Annotated in this window: 18 protein-coding genes; 9 read left to right on the forward strand and 9 right to left on the reverse strand. The window is 59.3% G+C overall.

Annotation, left to right across the window (positions count from 1 at the left end; genetic code table 11):
- Positions 1-117 precede the first annotated feature (117 nt).
- A complete protein-coding gene (locus H6A60_RS00275) occupies positions 118-975 on the forward strand; it encodes a symmetrical bis(5'-nucleosyl)-tetraphosphatase (protein WP_205101345.1) in 858 nt (285 codons plus the stop codon).
- Between the two features lie 65 nt (positions 976-1,040).
- On the opposite strand, the gene H6A60_RS00280 is transcribed toward H6A60_RS00275, so the two are convergent.
- Positions 1,041-1,856: a lysophospholipid acyltransferase family protein gene (locus H6A60_RS00280; RefSeq protein WP_205101346.1), complete on the reverse strand. Its 816-nt coding sequence runs from the start codon at positions 1,854-1,856 to the stop codon at positions 1,041-1,043.
- A gap of 13 nt (positions 1,857-1,869) precedes the next feature.
- Positions 1,870-2,280 (reverse strand): Holliday junction resolvase RuvX, encoded by a 411-nt coding sequence (ruvX, locus tag H6A60_RS00285; protein ID WP_205101347.1) that lies wholly within the window; start codon positions 2,278-2,280, stop codon positions 1,870-1,872.
- Between the two features lie 160 nt (positions 2,281-2,440).
- Between ruvX and H6A60_RS00290 the strand changes: the two genes are divergently transcribed.
- The 3 genes from H6A60_RS00290 to H6A60_RS00300 all read left to right on the forward strand — a co-directional run bounded on the left by H6A60_RS00290 (position 2,441) and on the right by H6A60_RS00300 (position 3,997).
- Entirely contained in the window at positions 2,441-2,986 is a 546-nt protein-coding gene (locus H6A60_RS00290) for a YbaK/EbsC family protein (RefSeq protein WP_205101348.1), read from the forward strand.
- A 91-nt stretch (positions 2,987-3,077) separates the two neighbouring features.
- Complete coding sequence (locus H6A60_RS00295; protein WP_205101349.1) at positions 3,078-3,530, forward strand: DUF2721 domain-containing protein; 453 nt, start codon at positions 3,078-3,080, stop codon at positions 3,528-3,530.
- Positions 3,531-3,538: 8 nt separating this feature from the next.
- A complete protein-coding gene (locus H6A60_RS00300) occupies positions 3,539-3,997 on the forward strand; it encodes a DUF2721 domain-containing protein (protein WP_205101350.1) in 459 nt (152 codons plus the stop codon).
- 18 nt (positions 3,998-4,015) lie between these two features.
- Here the strand turns inward: H6A60_RS00300 and H6A60_RS00305 are convergent, their stop codons facing one another.
- The gene (locus H6A60_RS00305) at positions 4,016-6,274 is read right to left on the reverse strand and encodes a patatin-like phospholipase family protein (protein WP_205101351.1); all 2,259 of its coding nucleotides are present in this window, start codon (positions 6,272-6,274) and stop codon (positions 4,016-4,018) included.
- 133 nt (positions 6,275-6,407) lie between these two features.
- Between H6A60_RS00305 and galE the strand changes: the two genes are divergently transcribed.
- Positions 6,408-7,430 carry a UDP-glucose 4-epimerase GalE gene (gene galE / locus H6A60_RS00310; protein ID WP_205101352.1) on the forward strand — a complete coding sequence of 341 codons (1,023 nt, stop codon included), beginning with the start codon at positions 6,408-6,410 and terminating at the stop codon, positions 7,428-7,430.
- A gap of 120 nt (positions 7,431-7,550) precedes the next feature.
- Here galE and H6A60_RS00315 read toward each other — a convergent pair whose 3' ends face one another.
- Both H6A60_RS00315 and uvrA read right to left on the reverse strand, forming a co-directional pair.
- Positions 7,551-8,597, reverse strand: coding sequence for an SDR family oxidoreductase (locus H6A60_RS00315; RefSeq protein WP_205101353.1), 1,047 nt, complete (start codon positions 8,595-8,597; stop codon positions 7,551-7,553).
- The gene (uvrA, locus tag H6A60_RS00320; RefSeq protein ID WP_205101354.1) at positions 8,597-11,446 is read right to left on the reverse strand and encodes an excinuclease ABC subunit UvrA; all 2,850 of its coding nucleotides are present in this window, start codon (positions 11,444-11,446) and stop codon (positions 8,597-8,599) included. Before uvrA ends, H6A60_RS00315 begins: the two co-directional genes overlap by 1 nt.
- A 136-nt stretch (positions 11,447-11,582) precedes the next feature.
- Here uvrA and H6A60_RS00325 point away from each other — a divergent pair, with 136 nt between their 5' ends.
- Both H6A60_RS00325 and H6A60_RS00330 read left to right on the forward strand, forming a co-directional pair.
- Positions 11,583-12,833, forward strand: coding sequence for an MFS transporter (locus tag H6A60_RS00325; protein ID WP_205101355.1), 1,251 nt, complete (start codon positions 11,583-11,585; stop codon positions 12,831-12,833).
- Between the two features lie 42 nt (positions 12,834-12,875).
- On the forward strand, positions 12,876-13,367 hold the full coding sequence (locus tag H6A60_RS00330; protein WP_205101356.1) for a single-stranded DNA-binding protein: 492 nt from the start codon (positions 12,876-12,878) through the stop codon (positions 13,365-13,367).
- A 110-nt stretch (positions 13,368-13,477) separates the two neighbouring features.
- Here the strand turns inward: H6A60_RS00330 and H6A60_RS00335 are convergent, their stop codons facing one another.
- From H6A60_RS00335 to H6A60_RS00350, 4 genes are read right to left on the reverse strand one after another with little or no spacing between them, the layout of a single operon-like run.
- Complete coding sequence (locus H6A60_RS00335) at positions 13,478-14,686, reverse strand: ABC transporter permease (protein WP_205101357.1); 1,209 nt, start codon at positions 14,684-14,686, stop codon at positions 13,478-13,480.
- Entirely contained in the window at positions 14,683-15,417 is a 735-nt protein-coding gene (locus H6A60_RS00340; RefSeq protein ID WP_205101358.1) for an ABC transporter ATP-binding protein, read from the reverse strand. Before H6A60_RS00340 ends, H6A60_RS00335 begins: the two co-directional genes overlap by 4 nt.
- Positions 15,418-15,437: 20 nt before the next feature.
- Complete coding sequence (locus H6A60_RS00345; protein ID WP_205101359.1) at positions 15,438-16,739, reverse strand: efflux RND transporter periplasmic adaptor subunit; 1,302 nt, start codon at positions 16,737-16,739, stop codon at positions 15,438-15,440.
- 17 nt (positions 16,740-16,756) lie between these two features.
- Positions 16,757-18,238, reverse strand: coding sequence for an efflux transporter outer membrane subunit (locus tag H6A60_RS00350; RefSeq protein WP_205101360.1), 1,482 nt, complete (start codon positions 18,236-18,238; stop codon positions 16,757-16,759).
- Between the two features lie 199 nt (positions 18,239-18,437).
- Between H6A60_RS00350 and H6A60_RS00355 the strand changes: the two genes are divergently transcribed.
- Positions 18,438-19,160 carry a response regulator transcription factor gene (locus H6A60_RS00355; RefSeq protein WP_205101551.1) on the forward strand — a complete coding sequence of 241 codons (723 nt, stop codon included), beginning with the start codon at positions 18,438-18,440 and terminating at the stop codon, positions 19,158-19,160.
- Between the two features lie 72 nt (positions 19,161-19,232).
- Positions 19,233-20,651, forward strand: coding sequence for an ATP-binding protein (locus tag H6A60_RS00360; RefSeq protein ID WP_205101361.1), 1,419 nt, complete (start codon positions 19,233-19,235; stop codon positions 20,649-20,651).
- The last annotated feature ends 204 nt before the right edge of the window (positions 20,652-20,855 follow it).

Consider the following 20,855-nt stretch of genomic DNA (forward strand, 5'->3'; position numbering starts at 1 on the left):
ATGATTTCCGACGCTTATAAAATGGGGCGCCTCAATGAGCCGCCGAAGACGCAGTGAAACGCTTCACTATGCACGACAAGGTCTTTGGGAGGGCTCGATTCAAACGGAAATTTTGCCATGCTTCTGCCGACAACTGCGAATTCGAGCGAGGTCTTCGCCATCGGAGATATTCAAGGATGTTTCAAAAGTCTTGAAGGTCTCCTCGAACAACTCCCTGCCGACGCTCGGCTCGTTTTCGTGGGCGACCTCGTCAATCGAGGCCCCGATTCGCTCGCAGCGCTGCGCTTCATTAAGTCGCTCGGCGACCGTGCACGCACGACGCTCGGCAACCACGACCTGCACCTGCTCGCCGTCGCGGCAGGCGCGGGCAAAGCACACAAAAAAGACACCATTCAATCCGTTCTCGAGGCGCCCGATGCCGAAGCGCTAATCGATTGGCTGCGCGCTCAGCCGCTTCTCGTCGAAGACGAGGGCGTCGTCTTCGTGCATGCAGGCATCCATCCGCTCTGGTCGCTCGAAAAAGCACGCGAGCTCGCAGCCGAAGCACACGAAGCACTCTCCGGACCGGACTGGCGCACCTGGCTACAGGGCATGTACGGCAACACCCAGTGGTCGGAAAGTCTTGAAGGTCCGCAGCGCATGCGCGCCGTCTTGAATGCCTTCACGCGGATGCGCTTCGTCAACAAACAAACGGGCGAACTCGACTTTGACCTCAAGGAAGGTGTCGCGAGCGCACCAGCAGACTTCGTCCCGTGGTTCGAATACCCCGATAGGAAAACGGCCGATGTCCTTGTCTGCTTCGGTCACTGGTCGATGCTCGGGCTCATCAACCGTCCGAACATTGTTGCAATCGACACTGGGTGCCTCTGGGGCGGACGCCTCACCGCTGTTCGCTTCCCTGACAGGCGTTTTTTCGAAGAACCCTGTCCCTGCTGGGCCGACCCGCTCGCTTTTTCCAAAAAGAAGAAAAAATAGCCGCCGTCCATCTAGGCCTCGGACGGCGGCCGTCGCATTTGATTCGCTATCAAAAACGCTTGGGACTATTCGCTTGTCGCCGACTCGCGTCGCTTCAATGCGGCTTCGGCTGTTGCATCGACAAAGCCGAGTGCGGCAGCCATATTGGCCGAAGCGATCGCATTGATCGCGCGCCGGTCGTTTTCACTCGAATCGATCGGATCGAGAATCGTCGCCTCGGCGACGAGTCCGGGCGTAAAAACGATGCGTTTGATGACGTCAAAGAGCGGTACGTCCGCATACGAGGGAATCGTTGAAGTTTTGCCCTCAAGCGTATAGCGAAGCGCTATGGGAAGTACTTGCGCCTTTGCCGCGCAAGCGGCGGAAAAGAGATTGGCGTGGAAGGGCAAAAGCGCATCCCCCGGCCCTGTCGTGCCTTCGGGGAAGAAGAGTACGTTTTCGCCGCTCTCGAGGGTCGTTCGCATCGCTTCAGCCACTTCGATGACCGAACGCCGGCGCGTTCTGTCGATGTAGATCGTGCCGACGCCAGTCGTAATGGCGCCAAAGAGCGGCCAGGAAGCAATTTCCTTTTTTGCCACGAAGTGCACCGGCAAGATGGAATCGAGAACGAAGATGTCAACAAACGAGATGTGATTGCAGCAGACCATGTAGCCGCAGCCTTCGCTTCGGTAGCCGCGCTCGGCGGCACACGCGTCCGGCACCCGTCCCTTGACGCACAGCTTCATCCCTAGCACCCAAGGAATCCAGGGCGCTACAGGCTTGATGATGCGCGCTCTCGCCCGCCAATTCATGAAGGGGAAAACGCAATAAATCAAAAAGAGGATGAAGAGAATCAAAAGGCCGACCAGGAGGAGCCGCAGTGAGCCAATCAGATAACGCATGTTCAACTTTCCTTTAGGACGCACTGTCGAGTTCGTTGAAGAACTGCTGCAGGATGACGGCGGCGGCCTCGTCGTCGATCTTCTCACGCCCGCTCTCAACCTCAACGGACGAGAAGCGCTCGTCCACGGTGAAGGTCGGTCGCTTCAAGCGAGCGCCGAGCTGCCGCGCGAAGCGCTCGCAACGCGCCGTGAGCGTACTCGGCGCCCCATCGCCAAGCCTTGGCACGCCCACGACGAAAGCGACGGGCGCCCACTCGGTCGCAAGCGCCTCAACGCGCGCCCAGCGGGCCTCGTTTGTCGGCGTAACTGCAATCTCAAGCGGTCGCGCCTCTCGCGTCAGCGTATTGCCGATAGCCACACCTGTTCGTGCAAGGCCGAAATCGAAGCAAAGGATCGTGCCGTCAGGCAGTCTCTTTTTCTGCATGTTCGATTGCTATTTGATCTGAGTAAACATTCTCTTTGTTGACTATGTCGTCGACACATGACGACATGCGATCGGCGTATTCTACGGCGCTTCGAAAAGCCCTTCGACTTTCTTCGAAGCGCAATGATTCTTTCTTTTACCTGACCGGGAGCGGCTTCCAATGGTTGAGAACGTCTTTGAAAAACTCTGCGAACTTTTTGACAAAGGCGGCGCCCGCTATCGCGTCATGCATCACCCTGCGAGCGGCAAATCGAGCCAGTCGGTCGCCGAAATTCGCGGCACGGAACTCGGCCAGGGTGCCAAAGCGCTCTGCTGTACGGTCAAAGGCAACGGCGTGAAACTCCATGTCCTCGGAATCCTCCCTGCCGACAAGCAGGCGGATCTGCATAAGCTCGCCGCGGCTGTGGGTGGCCGACGCGCTGCGCTCGCAAGTCCCGAAGAAGTCATGGATCTCACAGGAAGTGTCTTTGGTGCCGTCCCGCCTGTGAGCTTTACCGACGCACTCGTTGTCGTTGCCGATCCGTCGCTCTTTACGCGCTACGAGGAAATCGCTTTCAACGCCGGACGTCTCGACGCTTCAATCATCATCCGAACGGAAGACTATCGCCGTATTGTTGCGCCCCAAGAAGCCGACTTCCTTCGCGAAGCTGCGCCCGAAAGCGATCCCGCGCCAGAACCCGCCCAAGTCGGTACGCAAAGCGCCTGAAGCCTAACACCGTTAACTTTCTCAGCCGCAGGCGTCAAGGTTTCGGCGCCTGCTCGACTTTTGACTCTCAATACGCTTTGATGCAATCCAAATGAACGTCTTTAACGACATGCTCGTCAATGCACTGACGCCTATCACGCTCATCTCGGGCGTGGGGCTGCTGATGCTCTGCATGACGACTCGCTACAACCACGCAACAGACCGCATTCGTCAGCTCATCAAGAAGCGAGAAGACGGCGGCTGGCGCAACGAACCCGACATTGATCGCGAAATCCGCTTGATCTACAAGCGCGCCCGTTACCTGCGCATTGCGATGCTTTCGCTCACCCTTTCGGCCGTCTGCTCGGGTCTGCTCGTCGCCACAAACGTCTTTGCGCACTTCTCGCAGGTCAATCTCGTGACGGTCTCGGCCGTGTGGCTCGTCCTTGCACTTGGCCTCATTGTTGCGTCAACACTCTCATTCTGCGTCGAGGTCACGATTTCCCTGCACGCACTCGGCATGGCCGTCAAGCACCTACCCGGCCGCAAGTCCAACGCCCAATAAGAAACATCATGCTGAGCATTGTCGAATTCAATCAGGCGCTCGCGGGCGCCCTCACGCCGATTACCCTCATCTCGGGCGTAGGCCTGCTGATGATCTGCATGACGAATCGCTACAACCATGCGACAAACCGCATCCGTCAATTGATGGCCAAGCGCGACACGAGCGAAGCACGCTTCGAACCCGATATTGATGCGGAAATCGAGATCATCTATCTGCGCGCGTCGCTGCTGCGCCGAGGCGTTCTCTCCGTCGCCATTTCAGCGGTCTTTTCCGCGCTGCTTGTGACCGTGAGCGTCTGCTCGCGCTTTTTCGACATCGACTTGAGTGCGCTCGAAGGCATCACGCTCGTCGCCGCCATTACGCTCATCGTCGTCTCCGCCCTGCTTTTCTCGGCAGAAATCGGACTCTCGCTCAAAGCGCTCGGTCTGGCGATCTCGCACCTGCCGCAAGTCGAAGACGAGAAGTAACCGCGAGCAGCGTCGGCTTTAGTCGCGGCGCCCCCACAGGAAGAAGAACGCGGATTCGTCGCCGAAGGTACGCCCGTAGCTAAAGAAAAGCGGACCGATCAGGCTGTCGATCCCAACATAGACCGACCCGGCGTAATGCCAGTCGTCGTCCGAACTTTCGCTTGTCTTCGGCGCATTCGGATTCCAAGCGCGCCCGGCCTCAGCTGCAGCACCGATCCAAACCGGCTGCTTGATGGCATCGAACGTACCGGAAATCTCACGGGCGAGCGAAAGCCGCCCGTACTGCATGCGCGAGCCGGTCCAGCGTCCGTACGCGGAGCCGGCGAGTCTCTTCGCGCCACCGAGCGAGAAGGCGCTCGAAACGGTCGAACGGCCGACCTCGCCGCTAAAAGTGAGGGTCCAACGTCCGACGGAATACGGTACAAGCGCGTCAACCGAGTAGTACTCGTCGCCACCCTCGTTGCCGGATGTATCGTTCGTAAGGCGCCCCAAAGCCGAGAATCGCACCCCGCGCGTCGGGAAATTGATGTTGTCGAGCGTGTCGTAAAGGAATTCGCCGCCCAAGTACCAACTCGAGAACTTATCGCTCGTCCCCTCAACACCGACTTCCTGCGAAGACTTCGTACGAATCCAGCCAAGAGATGCGCCCGCAAAGCCCAATCGATCGATCTCGCGGCCGAGCATGAAATCGACAAGCAGCGTCTCGTTGCGCCGCCGCTCGACCGGATCGCCGTACTCATAGACATCAAAGGGCTCTCTCGCGTACTCCACCTTCGGCTGGATAAACCAAGGCGACCCAGCCCCAAGCGGCTGATAAAACTCGCTTGTAAAGCGCCGCTCTTCGCCCACCTGAATTTCGTTGCGCCACTCCGCACCCCAGTCGTTCAAAAGGTTCCAGGAGTGTGAGAAGAGCAGATTGAACGAATTGTCCGCTTCGAAATTCGTCTGCACCGAACCGCCAAGCCGCACGCTCGAATAGCCGCGGCGCTTCTCGCGCGGCTCGAAGACGAGCACTTCGGTGCCGTTAGGCCCCGGATCGAAGCGATACGTAATGGTTTCGAAGTTGCCTTCGGCCCAAACACGACGCGACGCATCGTCGAGTTCAGCATTCGTGACGGGCTTGTCAGCCGAGATGTCGGCCACGTTAAGAACACGCTCGGGCGCAACCGCCGATCGCCGACGCGATGCGACGCGGATGTCGGAGAGCCGGTGCACTTTGCGAGCGTCTTCATCAGCAAAAGGCCGCATGCGCGTCTCGTTCCACGCTAGGAATTCCGCTCTCGGGCGCGCAAATTTAAGGAGCGCCGCCTGCGATTTGCGCGCAGCCTCTTCGCCGCGCTTGATGATGTCGGCGCTGCGCTTCAGGTCCGCACTTGTAAAACCCTCGAGATCGGGCGTGATGAGAACGTCTTCGTCGGTGAGGCTCGCGAGCGACTCGCGCACGTTCTGCTCCGTGAGTAGGTTCACCATCTGCGCCATGACGCCGACAACCGAGTTGAGTTCGCTTCGCTTTGAGAGGGGAGTACCGACATTGACGACGATCAGCACCTCCGCTCCCATGCTGCGCGCGAGCTCTACCGGGAGGTTATCCACAAGCCCTCCATCGACAAGAAGCTTGCGGTGATAGGGCAGTGGCGCAAACACGCCAGGCAGCGACATGGACGCCCGCATAGCCTGACCGAGCGTGCAGTCCTTCTGCATGACGACGCGCTCGCCCGAAACGAGATCCGTCGCTGTGGACGCAAACGGCACGGAGAGACGGGCTAAGTCTTCGATCATCGACACCGTGCCCGTTTTCTCGTTAAGAAAGAGCGCGAGCTCTTCGGAGGGCACGAAACTGTCGGGCAACGTCGGTACGCCGTCGGCTCCGATTTCGATGCCGCTCGAAGGCAGACTTTTATAGTCGTCGAGCTTGCGACGGAAAGGCAGAATGGCACGATCCGGACGCGGGGCGAGCATTTGATCCCAATCCACGCCCAGCACCGTCGACTCGAGCTGCTCGTAGGAGAAACCCGCCGCGTACGCGCCACCTACCATAGCACCCATGGACGTCCCGGCGATCACGTCGACGCGAATCCCCATTTCTTCCAGCACCTTAATGACGCCGACGTGCGCGAAGCCTCTGGCACCGCCCCCGGAGAGCACTAGCCCGACGCAAGGCCGGTTTTCGGCACGACAACGTGCACGCACTTCTTCAGGCGTCTGCGCACTAGCAACTGCCGCACTCATGCAAAGCGCGACAATTGCTGCCGCTTTGATTTTTTTTGCGGAAACCATGCCCGAACTCTCGCTTCGAACCGACGCCGAGCTCGAGCTTGTTTCGGAGACGGTAGACTTATCGAACAACAACGAGACCCCGCCCGGAGGCGGCGGAGACCCGACACTTCCACACAGTTTACGAGGTTTTTGCATGCGGATTTTCCTCACCGGCGGCATGGGCTTCATCGGCTCGCATACCGCAGTCGTACTGCTTGAAGCTGGCCACGACGTCACGCTTTACGACAACCTGTCCAATGCCGACGCCGACGTCGTCGATCGCATCGAAGTCATTACCGGCAAGCGGCCGACCTTTATTGAAGGTGACATCCGTGACGGCGTACTGCTTGAAAAGGCACTCAAAGAGAGCGGTGCCGAGGTAGTGATTCACTTTGCGGGCCTCAAGGCCGTCGGCGAATCCGTCGAAAAGCCCCTCGAGTATTACGACAACAACATCGTCGGAACCGTTCGCCTGATGCAGGCCATGAGAAATGCAGGCGTCAGCCGCCTCATTTTCTCTTCATCCTCAACCGTATACGGGACGCCTGAAAAGCTTCCGCTCACGGAAGACTGCCCGACGGGCGAAGCCACGAATCCCTACGGACGCACGAAGCTGCACATCGAACAGATTCTTGCCGATTGCGCCAAGGCCGATCCGTCGCTCTCGGTCGTGTGCCTGCGCTACTTCAATCCGATCGGCGCGCATCCGTCGGGCCTCATTGGCGAGGACCCCAACGGCATCCCCAACAACCTCCTTCCCTACGTGGCACGCGTGGCCAACGGCCGCTTGCCCGAACTTGCCGTCTTCGGAAGCGATTACGACACGCCCGACGGCACGGGCGTGCGCGACTACATCCACGTAATGGACCTCGCAGAAGGCCATGCCAAAGCCATCCCTTACGCAGTGGCGCACACGGGCTGGATTGCTGTCAACCTCGGCTGCGGCCGCGGCTACAGCGTGCTTGAAGTCATCCGAGCGTTCGAGAAAGCGAGCGGTCGACGGGTTCCCTACCGTCTCGCCGAACGCCGCCCGGGCGACATTGCTGCCAACTGGTGTGATCCGACGCTTGCCAAAGAACTTTTCGGCTGGGAAGCCAAGTACGACATTGATGCGATGTGCCGCGACAGCTGGCGCTTTGAGTCTATGCGTGCGGCGCAAAAACAGCGCGCCGACTGAAACGCCTGTCGCGAGTCGCTCGTAATGTCCATCCTGCGGCTCGTTGCTTAACAAAGCAGTAACGGCAGCGGCCTTTCGAGGCGCTGCCGTTATTTCTCCCTCGGTTTGACACCGACTAACTCAGTTTTCTTTGTCCAAGCATGTATCTGAGGCTTCTTCCATTCCCAAAAGGCGTGATTGCAAAAAGTTTTCCACGGACTTATCAACATAATAATTCCAAGAAAAACAATCAATTGCCATCAATCCACTGAGTTTTCCACAATTAAGCCTACAATTGGCCGGTCTTGCTCGGTCGTGCATTCGGCAGCCCTGAAGCGATTCGCCCGCGCGCCGCAACATTTCACTCTCGAACAAGCACCCGCGTTCGGCCAACTTAACCGCCCCCATGCCCAGAATAAGCTTCGCGAGCCGCAATCGATTGACAACGGGGCCAGGTTCCGCAAAGTGATAGATGCCGCGCGGAATCGTTACGTGCAGCGAATTCTGTGCGCCCTCATTCATAAGTTCGCGCTGCGTCGTCTGCACCGCGAGTTTTGCCGCACTCTCGTAAGAAGTGGGTCGTCCCCACTGATCGTTTCTCATGCGAGAGAGTCGGCCTGCAAGCGCTGCGTCAAGAACCTTGGAGACGAAGTCGCCTGGTGCGCCGTGAAGCCAACTCAGTCGAAAGATCAAATACCGAAATGTCGGGTTTTGTCGCCCGACGTGTTCGAGTGCCGCTTCACCCGCGCGCTTGCTTCTGCCGTAGACACCGAATGGCCGCGGCTTTTCAACTTCGGTTCGCATGCGGCTACCGCCGCCCGAAAAGACGTAATCGGTAGAAAAATGGATAAGCGAGGCGCCGTGCGCCGCACAAGCCTGCGCCAGCACTTCGGGGGCACGAGCATTCGCCCGCATCACGACGTCTAGGGCTGCAGAGTTCCGCGCTGCCGCCTGTGCCGCAGCAACATCGGTGAAGGCAGCCGCATTGACGACGACCCGTGGCGCAAGGCGAGAGAACGCTTCATGCACGGCCTCTTGCTCCGCCGCATCGAGCAACGAGCGGCCGAGCGCCGCAACCCGCAGCGTCGGTGCCGTGTGCGCAAATTCGCGTGCGACAGCCTCCCCGAGCCGACCGTTCGCCCCCGTCAGCAGGACGTCCACGCTCATGCGTTCGTTGGCGTCGATCATCACGCTCCGTCCTTGGAATCCGAACGCTTCCGCTTCCTTTTCGGCGCCGCCGCAGCCACACCCTCAAGCAGTCGTCGAAGGTAAGGCCCCGTCACGCTCTGCGGGTTTTCTGCAATCTCGCTCGGCGTGCCTGCAGCCAACACGAGGCCGCCCGCGGCGCCCCCTTCCGGCCCCATATCGATCACCCAATCAGCCGAACGAATGACATCAAGATTGTGCTCGATTACGAGCACGGTGTTGCCGAGAGCCGTGAGCTGACGCAGCACGCCGAGCAACTGCGAAACGTCAGCAAAATGCAGTCCCGTCGTCGGCTCATCCAGAATGTAGAGCGTGCGCCCCGTATCCGTTCTAGCTAGCTCTGTCGCAAGCTTCAGGCGCTGCGCTTCGCCGCCCGAAAGTGTCGGCGCACTCTGACCGAGCCGGATGTAACCGAGACCAACATCGCAGATCGTCTGGAGTTTGCGCTTGATCGCCGGATAAGCATCGAAGAACGCGAGCGCCTCTTGCGCCGTGAGTTCGAGCACCTCGGCAATACTCAAGCCCTTGTAGCGGACCTCAAGAGTTTCTCGGTTGTAGCGCTTCCCTCCGCAAACTTCGCATGTCACATAAAGTGCAGGCAAAAACTGCATCTCCACCTTCACCACGCCGTCACCCTGACAGGCTTCGCACCGCCCACCCTTCGTATTGAAGCTGAAGCGGCGCGCATCGTAGCCGCGTTCGCGCGCTGTCTGCGTCTGCGCGAAGACTTCTCGGATGAGGGAGAAAAGTCCCGTATACGTCGCGGCGTTCGAGCGCGGCGTTCGTCCGATCGGCGACTGATCGACACAGATCACCTTGTCAAAGAGATCAAGTCCATCGACCTGGTCGAACGCAAGGGGTTTCGTTTCCGCACGGTGATACTGCGCTGCCAGCAGCGGATAGAGCGTGTCGTTGATGAGACTCGACTTCCCCGACCCCGATACACCTGCGACCACGGTGATAGCGCCGACGGGAAACCGCAGGTTCACATGTTTGAGATTGTGTCCGCACGCACCCGAGAGCTGAAACCACGGCGCATTCGCTCGATCGAAGTCCGACCCCGGCATGACGATACTGCGCTCTGCGCTTAGAAACCGTCCGGTAATCGAAGCTTCGCTCTCCATAATCGCCTTCGGCGTGCCTGCCGCAAGAATCTCGCCGCCGAACTCACCCGCCCCCGGCCCCATGTCGACAACGAAGTCCGCCGCACGAATAACATCCTCGTCATGCTCGACCACAATCACCGTATTACCCAGGTCGCGCAAGTGCTGCATAGTGCGAATCAGTTGATCGTTGTCGCGCTGATGCAAACCGATGCTCGGCTCGTCGAGCACATACATGACGCCCGTCAACCCGGAGCCGATCTGTCCGGCCAATCGAATGCGCTGGCTCTCACCACCCGAGAGCGTGCCCGCACGGCGCTCGAGCGACAGGTAGCCGAGTCCCAAATCGTTGAGAATTTCAAGTCGCGACAGAATCCCTTCGAGGAGTTTTTGTGCAATTTCGGCCTTTGCACCTGCGAGTTCAAGCGTCTTGAAGTAACGCATCAAATCGCCAAGTGAGAGAGCCGAAAGGTCGACAATGGTACGTCGATTTTCTCCCTCCCCCAAATAGACGCTGCGCGCTACCGCGCCGAGCCCGCTGCCACCGCACTCGGGGCAAGTGCACTTGGCACGAAAGCGCTCGAGCACGCGCCGCAGCGTCTCGCTCGACTCGTTCCAAAAGCGCTCCATCTCCGTAATGACGCCCTCAAAGGCGGGCTCGAGTCTGCGGGTAACGTCACTGCCGTAAAGAAGCGCCATTCGGACGGCAGCCGGATACTCGCACCAAGGCGTTTCGGGATCCGCGCCGAGCGCACGAATAGCCGCAGCAATACGGTCGAACTTCTTCGGATTTCGCGCGTCCCATCCTTCAATCGCTCCGCGCGCCACAGAAAGCTGCTGCAAGCGAACGACCTTGTCAGGATCGAAATCGTCGCTCAGACCCGTACCGCGGCATCGCGGACAGCAACCCTGTGGACTGTTGGCTGAAAAAAGCCGCGGCTCGAGCGTACCGACGGAATAGTCACACACAGGACAGGCAAATTTCGAAGAAAAGCGCAGAACGAGCGGCGCGTCCATGCCGACGAGCACGACGCGCCCGCCCGCGAGTTCCGCAGCGGTTTCAAAGCTCGCTGCAAGACGCTCGCGAATGTCAGCGCGCATGCGGACACGGTCGACAACGACATCTATGTCGTGAGCACGCCCGCCGAATTCGAAGTGCTCGGCCTCTTCAAGCGTCATCACCGTTTCGTCAATGCGAACACGGCTGTAGCCCTTGGCGGCGAGCTCGGCAAAAAAGGCTGCAAACCCCTGCTTCATTTGCCGGCGAACGGGCGCCACTACCATCAAACGCGTCCCTTCGGGCAGCTTGAGCGCCTTGTCGACCATGGCGGCAATGGACTCGGCCTTGAGCGGCATATCGTGCGTCGGGCAATAGGGGGTACCCGCACGGGCAAAGAGCACACGCAAATGATCGGCAATCTCCGTCACTGTCCCCACAGTCGATCTCGGATTGGACGCAGCGCTGTGCTGATCGATCGAAATCGCGGGCGAGAGCCCCTCGATGCGGTCCACGTCGGGACGCGGCATCAGCTCGAGGAACTGTCTTGCGTAGACGGAAAGGCTCTCGACGTAGCGGCGCTGGCCTTCCGCATAAAGCGTATCGAAGGCGAGCGAACTCTTCCCCGACCCCGAAAGCCCTGTGAAAACAATCAAGCGACCGCGCGGGAGGTCGACGGAGACGTTCTTCAAATTGTGCGTTCTAGCGCCCCGAATGGAAATGACGTCCATCTGCGTAGCCCAATTCTTAAGGAAAACCCAAACTGAAAAGCATATAACCTTTCGATCGATCTTCACACCCGAACGCACCGCACGGCCGTGCCTCGCGCTCCCTGCGCGCCGCTCGGGCGCGCGATGCCCTGCAGCCATGGCCAGCACCGCGCATCCCGACAGCCCGCAATCCGCATTCCGCATGACGCCGCTTGAGAGACGCTCGAGCCTCGCGCTCGCAAGCATTTTCGCGCTTCGCATGCTCGGCCTCTTTGTTATCTTGCCGGTCTTTGCGGTCTACGCACACCAGCTTCCGGGCGGCGAAAACGAGTTCCTCGTCGGCGTCACGCTCGGCATCTACGGTCTGACGCAGGGCATCCTGCAGATTCCGTTTGGTGCGGCATCGGACCGCTTCGGCCGCAAACCCGTCATTGCGGTAGGTCTCGTCATTTTTGCCGCGGGCAGCTTTCTCGCTGCTTTTGCTGACAACATTTGGCTCACGCTGATCGGTCGTGCCATTCAAGGCGCGGGCGCAATTTCCGCCGCCGTCACGGCCTTTATTTCCGATTCGGTGCGCGAAACCGTCCTCACAAAAGCGATGGCAATGGTCGGCGCCTCAATCGGTCTCACCTTTGCCCTCTCACTCGTTATCTCGCCGCCTTTGGCGAAGGCCTTCGGCGTCGACGGTCTCTTCTTTCTCACGGGTGTTCTCGCCGTTCTTGCCATTTTGGTCGTGAAGTTCGTCGTGCCAGACGCCTCTGCTTCGCCAGAAACCGAGAGCGACACTCGGTCAACGTCGGTGCGCTGGCAGCGCGTCTTTTTCGACCCGCAGCTCGTGCGTCTCAACATAGCGATTTTTGCATTGCACGCCGTACTGACCGGTATTTTCATCGTCGTACCCACACGCCTCATCGAAATGAAGCTACCCGCCGTCGAGCACTGGCACATTTATCTGCCGGCCGTTCTCGTGGGCTTCCTCTTTATGGGGCCGCCCATCATGATTGGCGAAAAGAAGGCAAAAACCGTTCCGATTCTGCGTATCGTGACACTGCTTCTCTGCCTTGTGCTTGTACTTTTTGCCTTCCTCATGCACTCCGTTTGGGAAATCGCGTTTCTTCTCGCGCTCTTTTTCATGTGCTTCAACGTGCTTGAGGCGACGCTCCCGGGACTCATCTCACGCTCGGCACCCAAAGAAGCCAAAGGACTTGCACTCGGCATCTACAACACGACGCAGAATCTGGGACTTTTCGTCGGCGGCGCGGCTGGCGGCTGGATCTCTCAGCACTTCAACGCCGAAACCGTGTTCATCGCCGCAGCTTTTGTTATGCTCTGCTCATTCGCATCCGCAACCGGCCTTAGGGAGCCCGTTCGCACGATTCGTCAGCCGGGCGATGCTCTTGAAGTCTGATTATCGATTTTTGTACAGCTGATTTTTTTGGGTTTTTAGACCATGGCTTCGATCAATAAGGTCTTGATCCTCGGCAATCTCGGCCAGGATCCCGATGTTCGCTACACCGAAAGCGGCGCCGCCATTGCGACGCTCAATGTAGCGACGAACCGCAATTACAAAAACCGTGACGGCCAGCCTGTTTCCGAAACGGAATGGCACCGCGTCGTGCTCTTCGGGCGCACTGCCGAGCTTGCTAAGGACTACTTGCGAAAGGGCCGCTCGGTCTTCGTAGAAGGCCGTCTTCGCACCCGCAAGTGGACGGACCAGAACGGCATGGATCGCTACACGACCGAAATCGTTTGTGAAAACATGCAATTCGTAGGCTCTCGCAACGACGCCGTTGGAGCCGGCGCTCCCGACGGTTTCGAATCCGCACCTCGCCCCGCGCCCCGTCCTATGCCCGCGCCGCAGCCTGCTGCACCCGCCATGCAGAGCTCGCCCGCCGCGACAACCGCTTCTATCGATCAGCTCGAAGAAGACGTTCCGTTCTAAGCGACCGGCACAGCTGCGCCGCATTCGAACAAAAGCCCCGTTCTGCATTTGGACGGGGCTTTTGTTCTTTCCACATTTGCCTAAACTCTCTCAGCCGTCGGCAGACCTCATCATTCGTGGCGAACCGCCTCAATCGGGTCAAGACGAGCCGCACGGCGCGCCGGGAAAAAGCCGAAGACAACCCCCGTAACAGCCGACACCGTGAAGGCGAGCACGTTGATGGCCGGATTGAAGATGAAGGGCACGTCCATCATCATGCAGAGCGCTTTCGAGGCACCAAGTGCAATGACAACCCCGAGCAGTCCGCCCAAGCACCCAAGCATGAGCGCCTCGATCAGAAACTGCATCAGTACCTCTCGTCCGAGCGCTCCGATCGCCAAACGAATACCGATTTCTCGGGTTCGCTCGGTAACGGATACAAGCATGATATTCATGATGCCGATGCCCCCCACAAGAAGACTCACCCCTGCAACAGCCCCGAGAAGCGTCGTCATGATGCGGGTAGTCGAAGCCACTTTCTCGGCGATTTCGGCCGTATCCATCACCGTAAAGTTGTCGTCTTCGCCCTCGGAGAGCGAGCGGCGCTCGCGCATGAGATCGGTGATGGCCAACTTCAGACGTTCTCGATCGGAGTTCGGATTCATGCTTACCAGGAGCGCCGAAATGCGGTTTTCTCCCAGAATACGGCGCTGAACGGTTTTGAGCGGCATGACGACGAGATCGTCCTGGTCGCCGCCCATGGCAGCCGAACCCTTGGTTTTAAGTAGTCCAATGACGCGGCAGGAAAAGCCCCCCGTTCGAATCTGCTGACCGACGACATCTTTTGTCGTGCCAAAGAGTTCGTTGGCGATGGTGCTCCCGATCACGCAGACGGCCGCCCCCGATCGCTCTTCACTGTCTTCGAAAAAGCGCCCGTCGGCGAGCTCGCGATTGTCGATCGTGAAGTAGTCGTTGCTCGAGCCGATCACAGATGTCTGCCAGTTTCGACCGTTGGCTACAATCGTAAGCGACTTTGAGGTTTGAGGCGCCACGGCATCGACGCCCGCAATTTGCGTACGAATCGCTTCGCCGTCCTCGACCTTGAAATCGGGAGCTCCTACTTTCTGACCTGGCCCGAGGCGCATCCCCGGGCGCAGCATGATCTGATTCATACCGAACGATTCGATCTCGGAGCGAATCGCATTCGTTGCGCCGTTGCCCAGCGTCACCATCGTGATGACGGCTGCCACGCCGATCACGACGCCAAGCACCGTGAGAAGGCTACGCATCGGATTACGGCAAATCTGCCTCACGGCAAGAAGAAAAGCATTCCAGATCATGCGGCACTCCTCGAAACAGCGCCCGCTTTCCCTGGCAACCCCTGATCGTCGCGGACCAAACGGCCGTCCTTAAAAACAATGTGCCTGCGGGCGTAGGCAGCCATGTCGGGTTCGTGTGTCACGAGCGCAATCGTGATGCCGTCGGAACGGTTGAGGTCCGTGAGCAACTCCATGATTTCAACGCTTCGAGCACTGTCGAGACTGCCCGTCGGTTCGTCCGCAAGAAGAAGCTTCGGCTTGATCACGATGGCACGCGCAATCGCGACGCGCTGCTGCTGACCGCCAGAAAGCTCCGCGGGCGTATGCGACTCCCACTCAAGGAGTCCCACGCGGTCGAGTGCCTCGCGTGCGAGCACGTGCCGCTCCTTGGCGGAGAGCCCTCGATAGACGAGCGGCAGCTCCACGTTTTCGAGCGCAGTCGTTCGCGGCAGCAAATTAAACCCCTGGAAAACGAAACCGAGATACTTGCGCCGGAGAATAGCGCGTTGGTCGTTCGTGAGGTTCTCAACATGCACGCCGCTGAAGAGGTATTCCCCCCAGGACGGACGGTCGAGCGCCCCGATGATGTTCATCGCCGTCGACTTCCCGGAACCCGACGGCCCCATGATGGCGACAAACTCGCCCTCGCGAATCGTGAGTGAAATGTCCTGAAGCGCAACAAATTGCGCCTCGCCCGTGCCGTAGCGCTTGCCGATGCCTCGGAACTCGATGAGCGGCGTATCTGCAGTCATGGCAATCCTCCGCCGGCTCGCTACTTCGCAGCCGCATTCTGCTGATCGACAACGATTGCCTCACCTTCGGCAATCTCGCCCGAAATGACTTCCGTACGCGTCCCGTCCGTGAGGCCCGTGGTCACGGTCACCGGTATCGGCGTACCCGAGCGCAGAACATAAATCGTTCGCTGGCGCTGCGCGTGCCCGCCCTCTTCCTTGGCGATTTTCTGCGCGTCACTACGATGCGGCGGCCCCATCCGGAAGGAACTTTCCTCTTTCTGAATGCGCGGCTTGAAACGCAAGGCCGAATTCGGCACGAGCAGAACGTCGTCCCTGTGCGCCGTCGAAATCGTTGCCGAAGCCGTCATCCCCGGACGCAGGAGCAAATTGGCATTTGCAACGTCAAGGTACGCGGTATAGGTCACCACGTTTTCGGTCTCGGTCGAGCCGTAAGCCACTTTCTTGAGCGTCGCAGGGAAACGCCGATCAGGGTACGCGCTCACCGTAAAATAGGCGGGCTGCCCGGGCTGCACGACGCCGATGTCGGCCTCGTCGACGTCGACTCTCAGTTCAAGTTCGCGCAGATCGGTCGCAAGGGACAGCAGTTCTACCGCCTGCAGGCTCGCCGCCACGGCGTAGCCCGGCTCCACCGAGCGCGCGAGCACGACACCGTCAATGGGCGACTTGATCTCAGCTTTACTCAAGTCCGTTTCCGCAGTTTTGAGCGAGGCCTGCGCGTCGTCAATCGCAGCCTTGGCCGAAGCAACCGATGCTTCGGCCGTCTTTACAGTCGCGCTCTGCTCGTCGAGATCGGCACGCGAAGGCATTTTCCCGCCCGAAAGCTTGTTGAGGTCTGAGAGGCGCCGATAGCGGATCTTCGCTTCATTGAGCGTCGCCTCGCTTTCGGCGAGTCTCGCCTTGGCGCTCGCCACCGACGCACGCGCCGAGAGCACCTTCGCTTCGAGATTGCGCGTATCGAGTTCGATCAATGTCTGACCGGTCTTGATCGTGTCGTTCACATCAACGTTGACACGCCGAACGATGCCGGAGAGCTCCGAGCCGAGCGTCACCGTTCGCATGGGATTGAGCGTCCCGTCGGCCGTGACAGTGACGTTAAGGTCGCCTCTAACCGCCTTTTCTGTGACGTAAGAAATCCTTGTGCCCGTGTCCCGCCCGAAGAACCAATAGCCGCCCGCAGCCCCCACAACCGCCAGCACCAGCAGTCCGATGCCTGCACGAACGTACCAAGGGCGCTTCGGCTCGTCGAGCAGAGCCGCCTGACGGCTTTTGTCGCCCGCCGCGACAGTTTTTCCTGAATCGATTTTGTTGTGCGTCGTCATTTTTTATTGATCCCTTTTCACTGTCCGCTCGACACCAGCCCGACGTTCGTGGACGAAGCAGCCTGCGAGTCTTCTTCGGGCTGCCCCGACGATTCATTCTCAGCCTGCCGCACTGCCCAGCCGCCGCCCAAAGCCCGGTAAAGCATGATGTAGTTGTTTGCGAGATCGGCCCGATTGGCCAGTTCGGTTTCCTGCATGGAGATGAGCGAGCGCTGCGTCGTAAGCAGCATGGCGTAGTCACCGATCCCCGTTTCGTACTCCGTGCGCGAGAGCTGCTCGGCAATCCTTGCGTGTTCGACGGCAAGCACCAAATCCGAATTGCGCCGCTCGGCGCTCGCGATCCCTGCAATGGCGTTATCCGCTTCTTCCAGAGCCCGCAAGAGCACCGAAATGTATGAAGCGCGTGCCTCATCAAGACGTGCGGCAGCCGTTTCCTCTTCTGCGATGAGGCTTCCCCAGTTGAGAACCGGCACCGAAAGCGCGCCCACCAAGCCGATGATGCCCGTGCCGGAAGCACCGAGCGCACTCACGGTGGCCGCAGTCGTCCCGATGTCGCCGCGAATGGAAAGCGTCGGCCAGTAATTGGACTTGGCGCTTCTCAGGCTTTCAACGGCCGCTTCAAGCGAGCGCTGCGCGCTGCGAATGTCTGGACGCCGTTCGAGAAGCGCCGCGGGCATCGAAACAGCACAGCCTGCGGGCGGCACGGGGATGACGCCTTCGGCCGAGATCGGCAGTTGGTCGGTCGGCAGCGCAGTGAGGCGAGCCAATGCATTTTTGTATTGCGTGATGCTCAACTCGATCTGCGGAATTCGCGCCCGCGCCGAAGCAAGTTGCACGAGCGCATCTTCGGCTTCGGAAGCAGCGCCCGTACCCGCCTCAAACTGCCACCTTGCCGTATCGGCCGTTTCTCGATAGTTTTCAAGCGTCGCCCGCACGAGCGCGAGTTGCGCCTGCGCAGCGCGCAGATTCACATAGGCCTGAGCCGCTTCGGCGGCAACGGACTCCTTGACATCTTCAAGCGACAAGGCCGAGGCACGCAGGCTCAGTTCCGCCGCATCGGCGTACCAGTATTGAGCACCCGCCAGATTGAGCGTCCAAGCCCCCGAAGCGGAAGCGCTGTAATCGGTCGTTGTTTGGTGCTGCGCACGATTGCGATTCGTGTTGGCGTCGAGCGTAGCGCTCGGCCAGAGCGAGGCGTTTGCTGAAATAAGACTCGCGTGGGCGGCACGCAGGTTGGCGGCAGCCGTGAGCACATCGGTGTTGGCCAGCGTAGCTCGCTCAACCACCGCGGCAAGCCCCGGATCGTTCCAGCGCAGCCAGAAATGCTTGAATGCCGCCGCATCGCCGAAAGGCAGCGGCGCATTGGACCAACCCTGTGGCATCACCGCAGCGGACATTTCGTTTACATTAGGCTGCTCGACGGCGCACCCCGCAACTAGCAGCGCCGAGATCGCTGCCGCACAGAGCTTGAACGTTCGTTTAGTCGTTGTGTCGCGCATCGGCTTCCTCTTTATTTGCTGTCGTTTTTTGCGTACAAACGCTGATTCTTATTCTCAGCTCCATTCTGATCAAGCTGAGCGTGAAGTTGCTTATTGCAAGCGTTAAGTTCGCCCCGAAGCTCGTAAAAATTTTTTGCTGATCGTCTTTTGTTAAGATGATTCGATAGTTGCCTTGGATCAGTCAACTGTGAATAAAGCCATGCATAAGTCGCCTCGCCGCATTTTGATCATTGACGACGACGTCGATCTCGTGACGCTCCTCGTCGACTACTTCACGCTTGAAGGCCTTCAGACCACTCCCGCCTATAACGGTCCGGAAGGACTCGCGCAGCTCAAGCACGGCACGTTCGATCTCGTCGTGCTCGACGTGATGATGCCCGGCATGAGCGGCATTGACGTGCTGCGCGAAATTCGCGCTACAAGTCAGATTCCCGTCCTCATGCTTACTGCGCGCGGCGACCCCGTCGACCGCATTTTGGGGCTTGAACTCGGTGCTGACGACTATGTCCCGAAACCCTGCCCGCCGCGCGAACTCGTTGCACGCATCGGCGCTATTCTGCGTCGCTCAGCCCACGCGGAGGCCATGATCGCGCCGCTCAAAGTCGGCCCCGTTACCATTGACCCGAGCAAGCGCCGCGTCTCTTGCGGCGACCGTCCGATCGATCTCACGAGCACGGAATTCTCGCTTTTTGACATGCTCGCGCGGAGCGTCGGCAAACCCGTTGCCAAAGAGGACATCTACCCGAAGGTGCTCGGCCGTGCGATGGGCCCCTTTGATCGTGCCATTGACGTGCACGTTTCCTCCATTCGGCACAAACTCGCCAGAGCCGTCGGCAAAGCCCTTGCAATCGACAGCATCCGCGGCGTCGGCTACCAGCTAGTGATCCTCTCGCAAACGCCGTTGCCCCCCGAAGAGAACTGAACTTGCCGCCTCGCGCGCAAATAGGCCGCATCGGCGGTCTAGCTAGCGCGTACGATCGTCCGGAGTCTGAAAGTGCCGCCGCTGCCCGCTTCGTTCAACAGTTTGTTCTGGCGCCTCTTTTGCGGCCTCATTGCCGTCATTCTGGCAACGGCCGCCGCGGTTTGGACCGCCGCCTACGTCGTGCAGTCGCAGGTCGTCGCCAAGCTCGAAAATTCGCTTTCGCTTCGCTACGGCGGACAGCGCGCAGTCGAAACGGCCTTCATCATGCACCGCTACGCGGGCGAGGCAGGGCTCGTCGAGTGGCTTCTGAGCGATGCCAACCAAAGGCCGACTGTCTTCGTAATGACAAAATCAGGGGTCGAACTGAGCGGACGAACGGTACCGGAACGTGCTCGTCAGCTCCTGGAAGCCCTGCAGAGCGGCAAGGTCCCCGACGCACGAGGCGAAGGTTTCCCTTCCGAAGCGGTCAAAACAGTTGAGATCGGAGGCAAGCCCTACTTCATATTTGCCGTGCACACTTCACTGCCCCCCGTGCGGCTCAATCTTTTCCCCTTCAACAGCCTTACACCGGCGCTTACGGCCATCGTTTCAGCACTGTTACTCACGCTCTGCGTCGCGTGGCTTCTCGCGCTCTATTATTCGCGTCCCCTGCGTCGGCTCGACGCAGCGATGCGGAAAGTGGCTGAAGGCGACCTCAGCACGCGAATCGAAAAGGACATCGGCCCCGCGGACGGCGAGGTCGCAGCACTTGCCAAGGTTTTCGACCGGATGGCCGACCAGATTGAAAAGCTCATCAACCGGCAGCGCAAGCTTTTTCACAACGTCAGCCATGAAATCAGAAGCCCCTTGGCCCGCATTGAAGTGGCCACTGACCTTGCCAAGCTCGATCCGAGTCGCGTACCCGCTTCGCTCGAACGCATCGAAAAAGAGGTTCGCGCCATTGACGAACTGATAGGAAGCCTCCTCACCTATGCACGACTTGAGGGCGGCATTGTGCTTGAGACGGCAACCGTATCGGCTCGCGCCTTTCTGGGCGCCGTGCGCGACACGCTCGCCTTTGAAGCGCAGAGCCGCGGCGTTGAAGTAAAGCTCGTCGATCGGCTGACAGAAGACATCACGCTCGAAGTCAATGAAGCCGCGCTCTCGAGCGCACTCATCAACATTGGGCGCAATGCACTGCGCTTCACACCCGAGCGCGGTACCATCACGCTCGCCGTCGAGCTGCGCGCCAAAGGTTTGCTCATCCGCTGCATCGACGAGGGCCCCGGAATGTCAGAAGAAGAGCTCGCTCGCATGTTCGACCCGTTCGTGCGCGGCAACCGCGAACATACGGGTACTGGGTTCGGTCTTGGCCTTGCAATTGCCAAAAGCGCCGTTGCGAGTCAACACGGTACGCTGTCGGCCAAAAACGTCCTCCCGCACGGGCTTGAATTCGAAATTACCTTGCCCGTACAAACTGAAAACGGCAGCCTGAAAAAGGCCGCCGTTTGACGAAACTACGACGCAGCCGCTCGGCCGCATCGGACCGTTTTCTTCACAAAAGCTGCTCGCATAGAAGATTCATTATCTGACAAAAAACCGCCCACGGAAAACTTCTCAAAGCGCTTTCTCGATCCGCGTCAAAGAGACGCAGTACAGGACCTGCTCATTCGAATCGTCGGCGCAAAATGGGTGGATCTGCAACCCATTCCAAAT

Origin of the sequence: Sutterella massiliensis (genome assembly GCF_016899755.1) — a bacterium.
Taxonomy (GTDB): Bacteria; Pseudomonadota; Gammaproteobacteria; order Burkholderiales; family Burkholderiaceae_F; genus Sutterella; species Sutterella massiliensis.

Excerpts from the sequence above, each read along its gene's own strand:
- H6A60_RS00340 (WP_205101358.1), bottom strand. The coding sequence starts at position 15,417 with ATGACTGCAGATACGCCGCTCATCGAGTTCCGAGGCATCGGCAAGCGC.
- H6A60_RS00315 (WP_205101353.1), bottom strand. The coding sequence starts at position 8,597 with ATGATCGACGCCAACGAACGCATGAGCGTGGACGTCCTGCTGACGGGG.
- H6A60_RS00330 (WP_205101356.1), top strand. The coding sequence starts at position 12,876 with ATGGCTTCGATCAATAAGGTCTTGATCCTCGGCAATCTCGGCCAGGAT.
- H6A60_RS00355 (WP_205101551.1), top strand. The coding sequence starts at position 18,438 with ATGCATAAGTCGCCTCGCCGCATTTTGATCATTGACGACGACGTCGAT.
- H6A60_RS00305 (WP_205101351.1), bottom strand. The coding sequence starts at position 6,274 with ATGGTTTCCGCAAAAAAAATCAAAGCGGCAGCAATTGTCGCGCTTTGC.
- H6A60_RS00295 (WP_205101349.1), top strand. The coding sequence starts at position 3,078 with ATGAACGTCTTTAACGACATGCTCGTCAATGCACTGACGCCTATCACG.
- H6A60_RS00280 (WP_205101346.1), bottom strand. The coding sequence starts at position 1,856 with ATGCGTTATCTGATTGGCTCACTGCGGCTCCTCCTGGTCGGCCTTTTG.
- H6A60_RS00275 (WP_205101345.1), top strand. The coding sequence starts at position 118 with ATGCTTCTGCCGACAACTGCGAATTCGAGCGAGGTCTTCGCCATCGGA.
- ruvX (WP_205101347.1), bottom strand. The coding sequence starts at position 2,280 with ATGCAGAAAAAGAGACTGCCTGACGGCACGATCCTTTGCTTCGATTTC.
- H6A60_RS00325 (WP_205101355.1), top strand. The coding sequence starts at position 11,583 with ATGGCCAGCACCGCGCATCCCGACAGCCCGCAATCCGCATTCCGCATG.
- H6A60_RS00350 (WP_205101360.1), bottom strand. The coding sequence starts at position 18,238 with ATGCGCGACACAACGACTAAACGAACGTTCAAGCTCTGTGCGGCAGCG.
- H6A60_RS00345 (WP_205101359.1), bottom strand. The coding sequence starts at position 16,739 with ATGACGACGCACAACAAAATCGATTCAGGAAAAACTGTCGCGGCGGGC.
- uvrA (WP_205101354.1), bottom strand. The coding sequence starts at position 11,446 with ATGGACGTCATTTCCATTCGGGGCGCTAGAACGCACAATTTGAAGAAC.
- H6A60_RS00335 (WP_205101357.1), bottom strand. The coding sequence starts at position 14,686 with ATGATCTGGAATGCTTTTCTTCTTGCCGTGAGGCAGATTTGCCGTAAT.
- H6A60_RS00290 (WP_205101348.1), top strand. The coding sequence starts at position 2,441 with ATGGTTGAGAACGTCTTTGAAAAACTCTGCGAACTTTTTGACAAAGGC.
- galE (WP_205101352.1), top strand. The coding sequence starts at position 6,408 with ATGCGGATTTTCCTCACCGGCGGCATGGGCTTCATCGGCTCGCATACC.
- H6A60_RS00300 (WP_205101350.1), top strand. The coding sequence starts at position 3,539 with ATGCTGAGCATTGTCGAATTCAATCAGGCGCTCGCGGGCGCCCTCACG.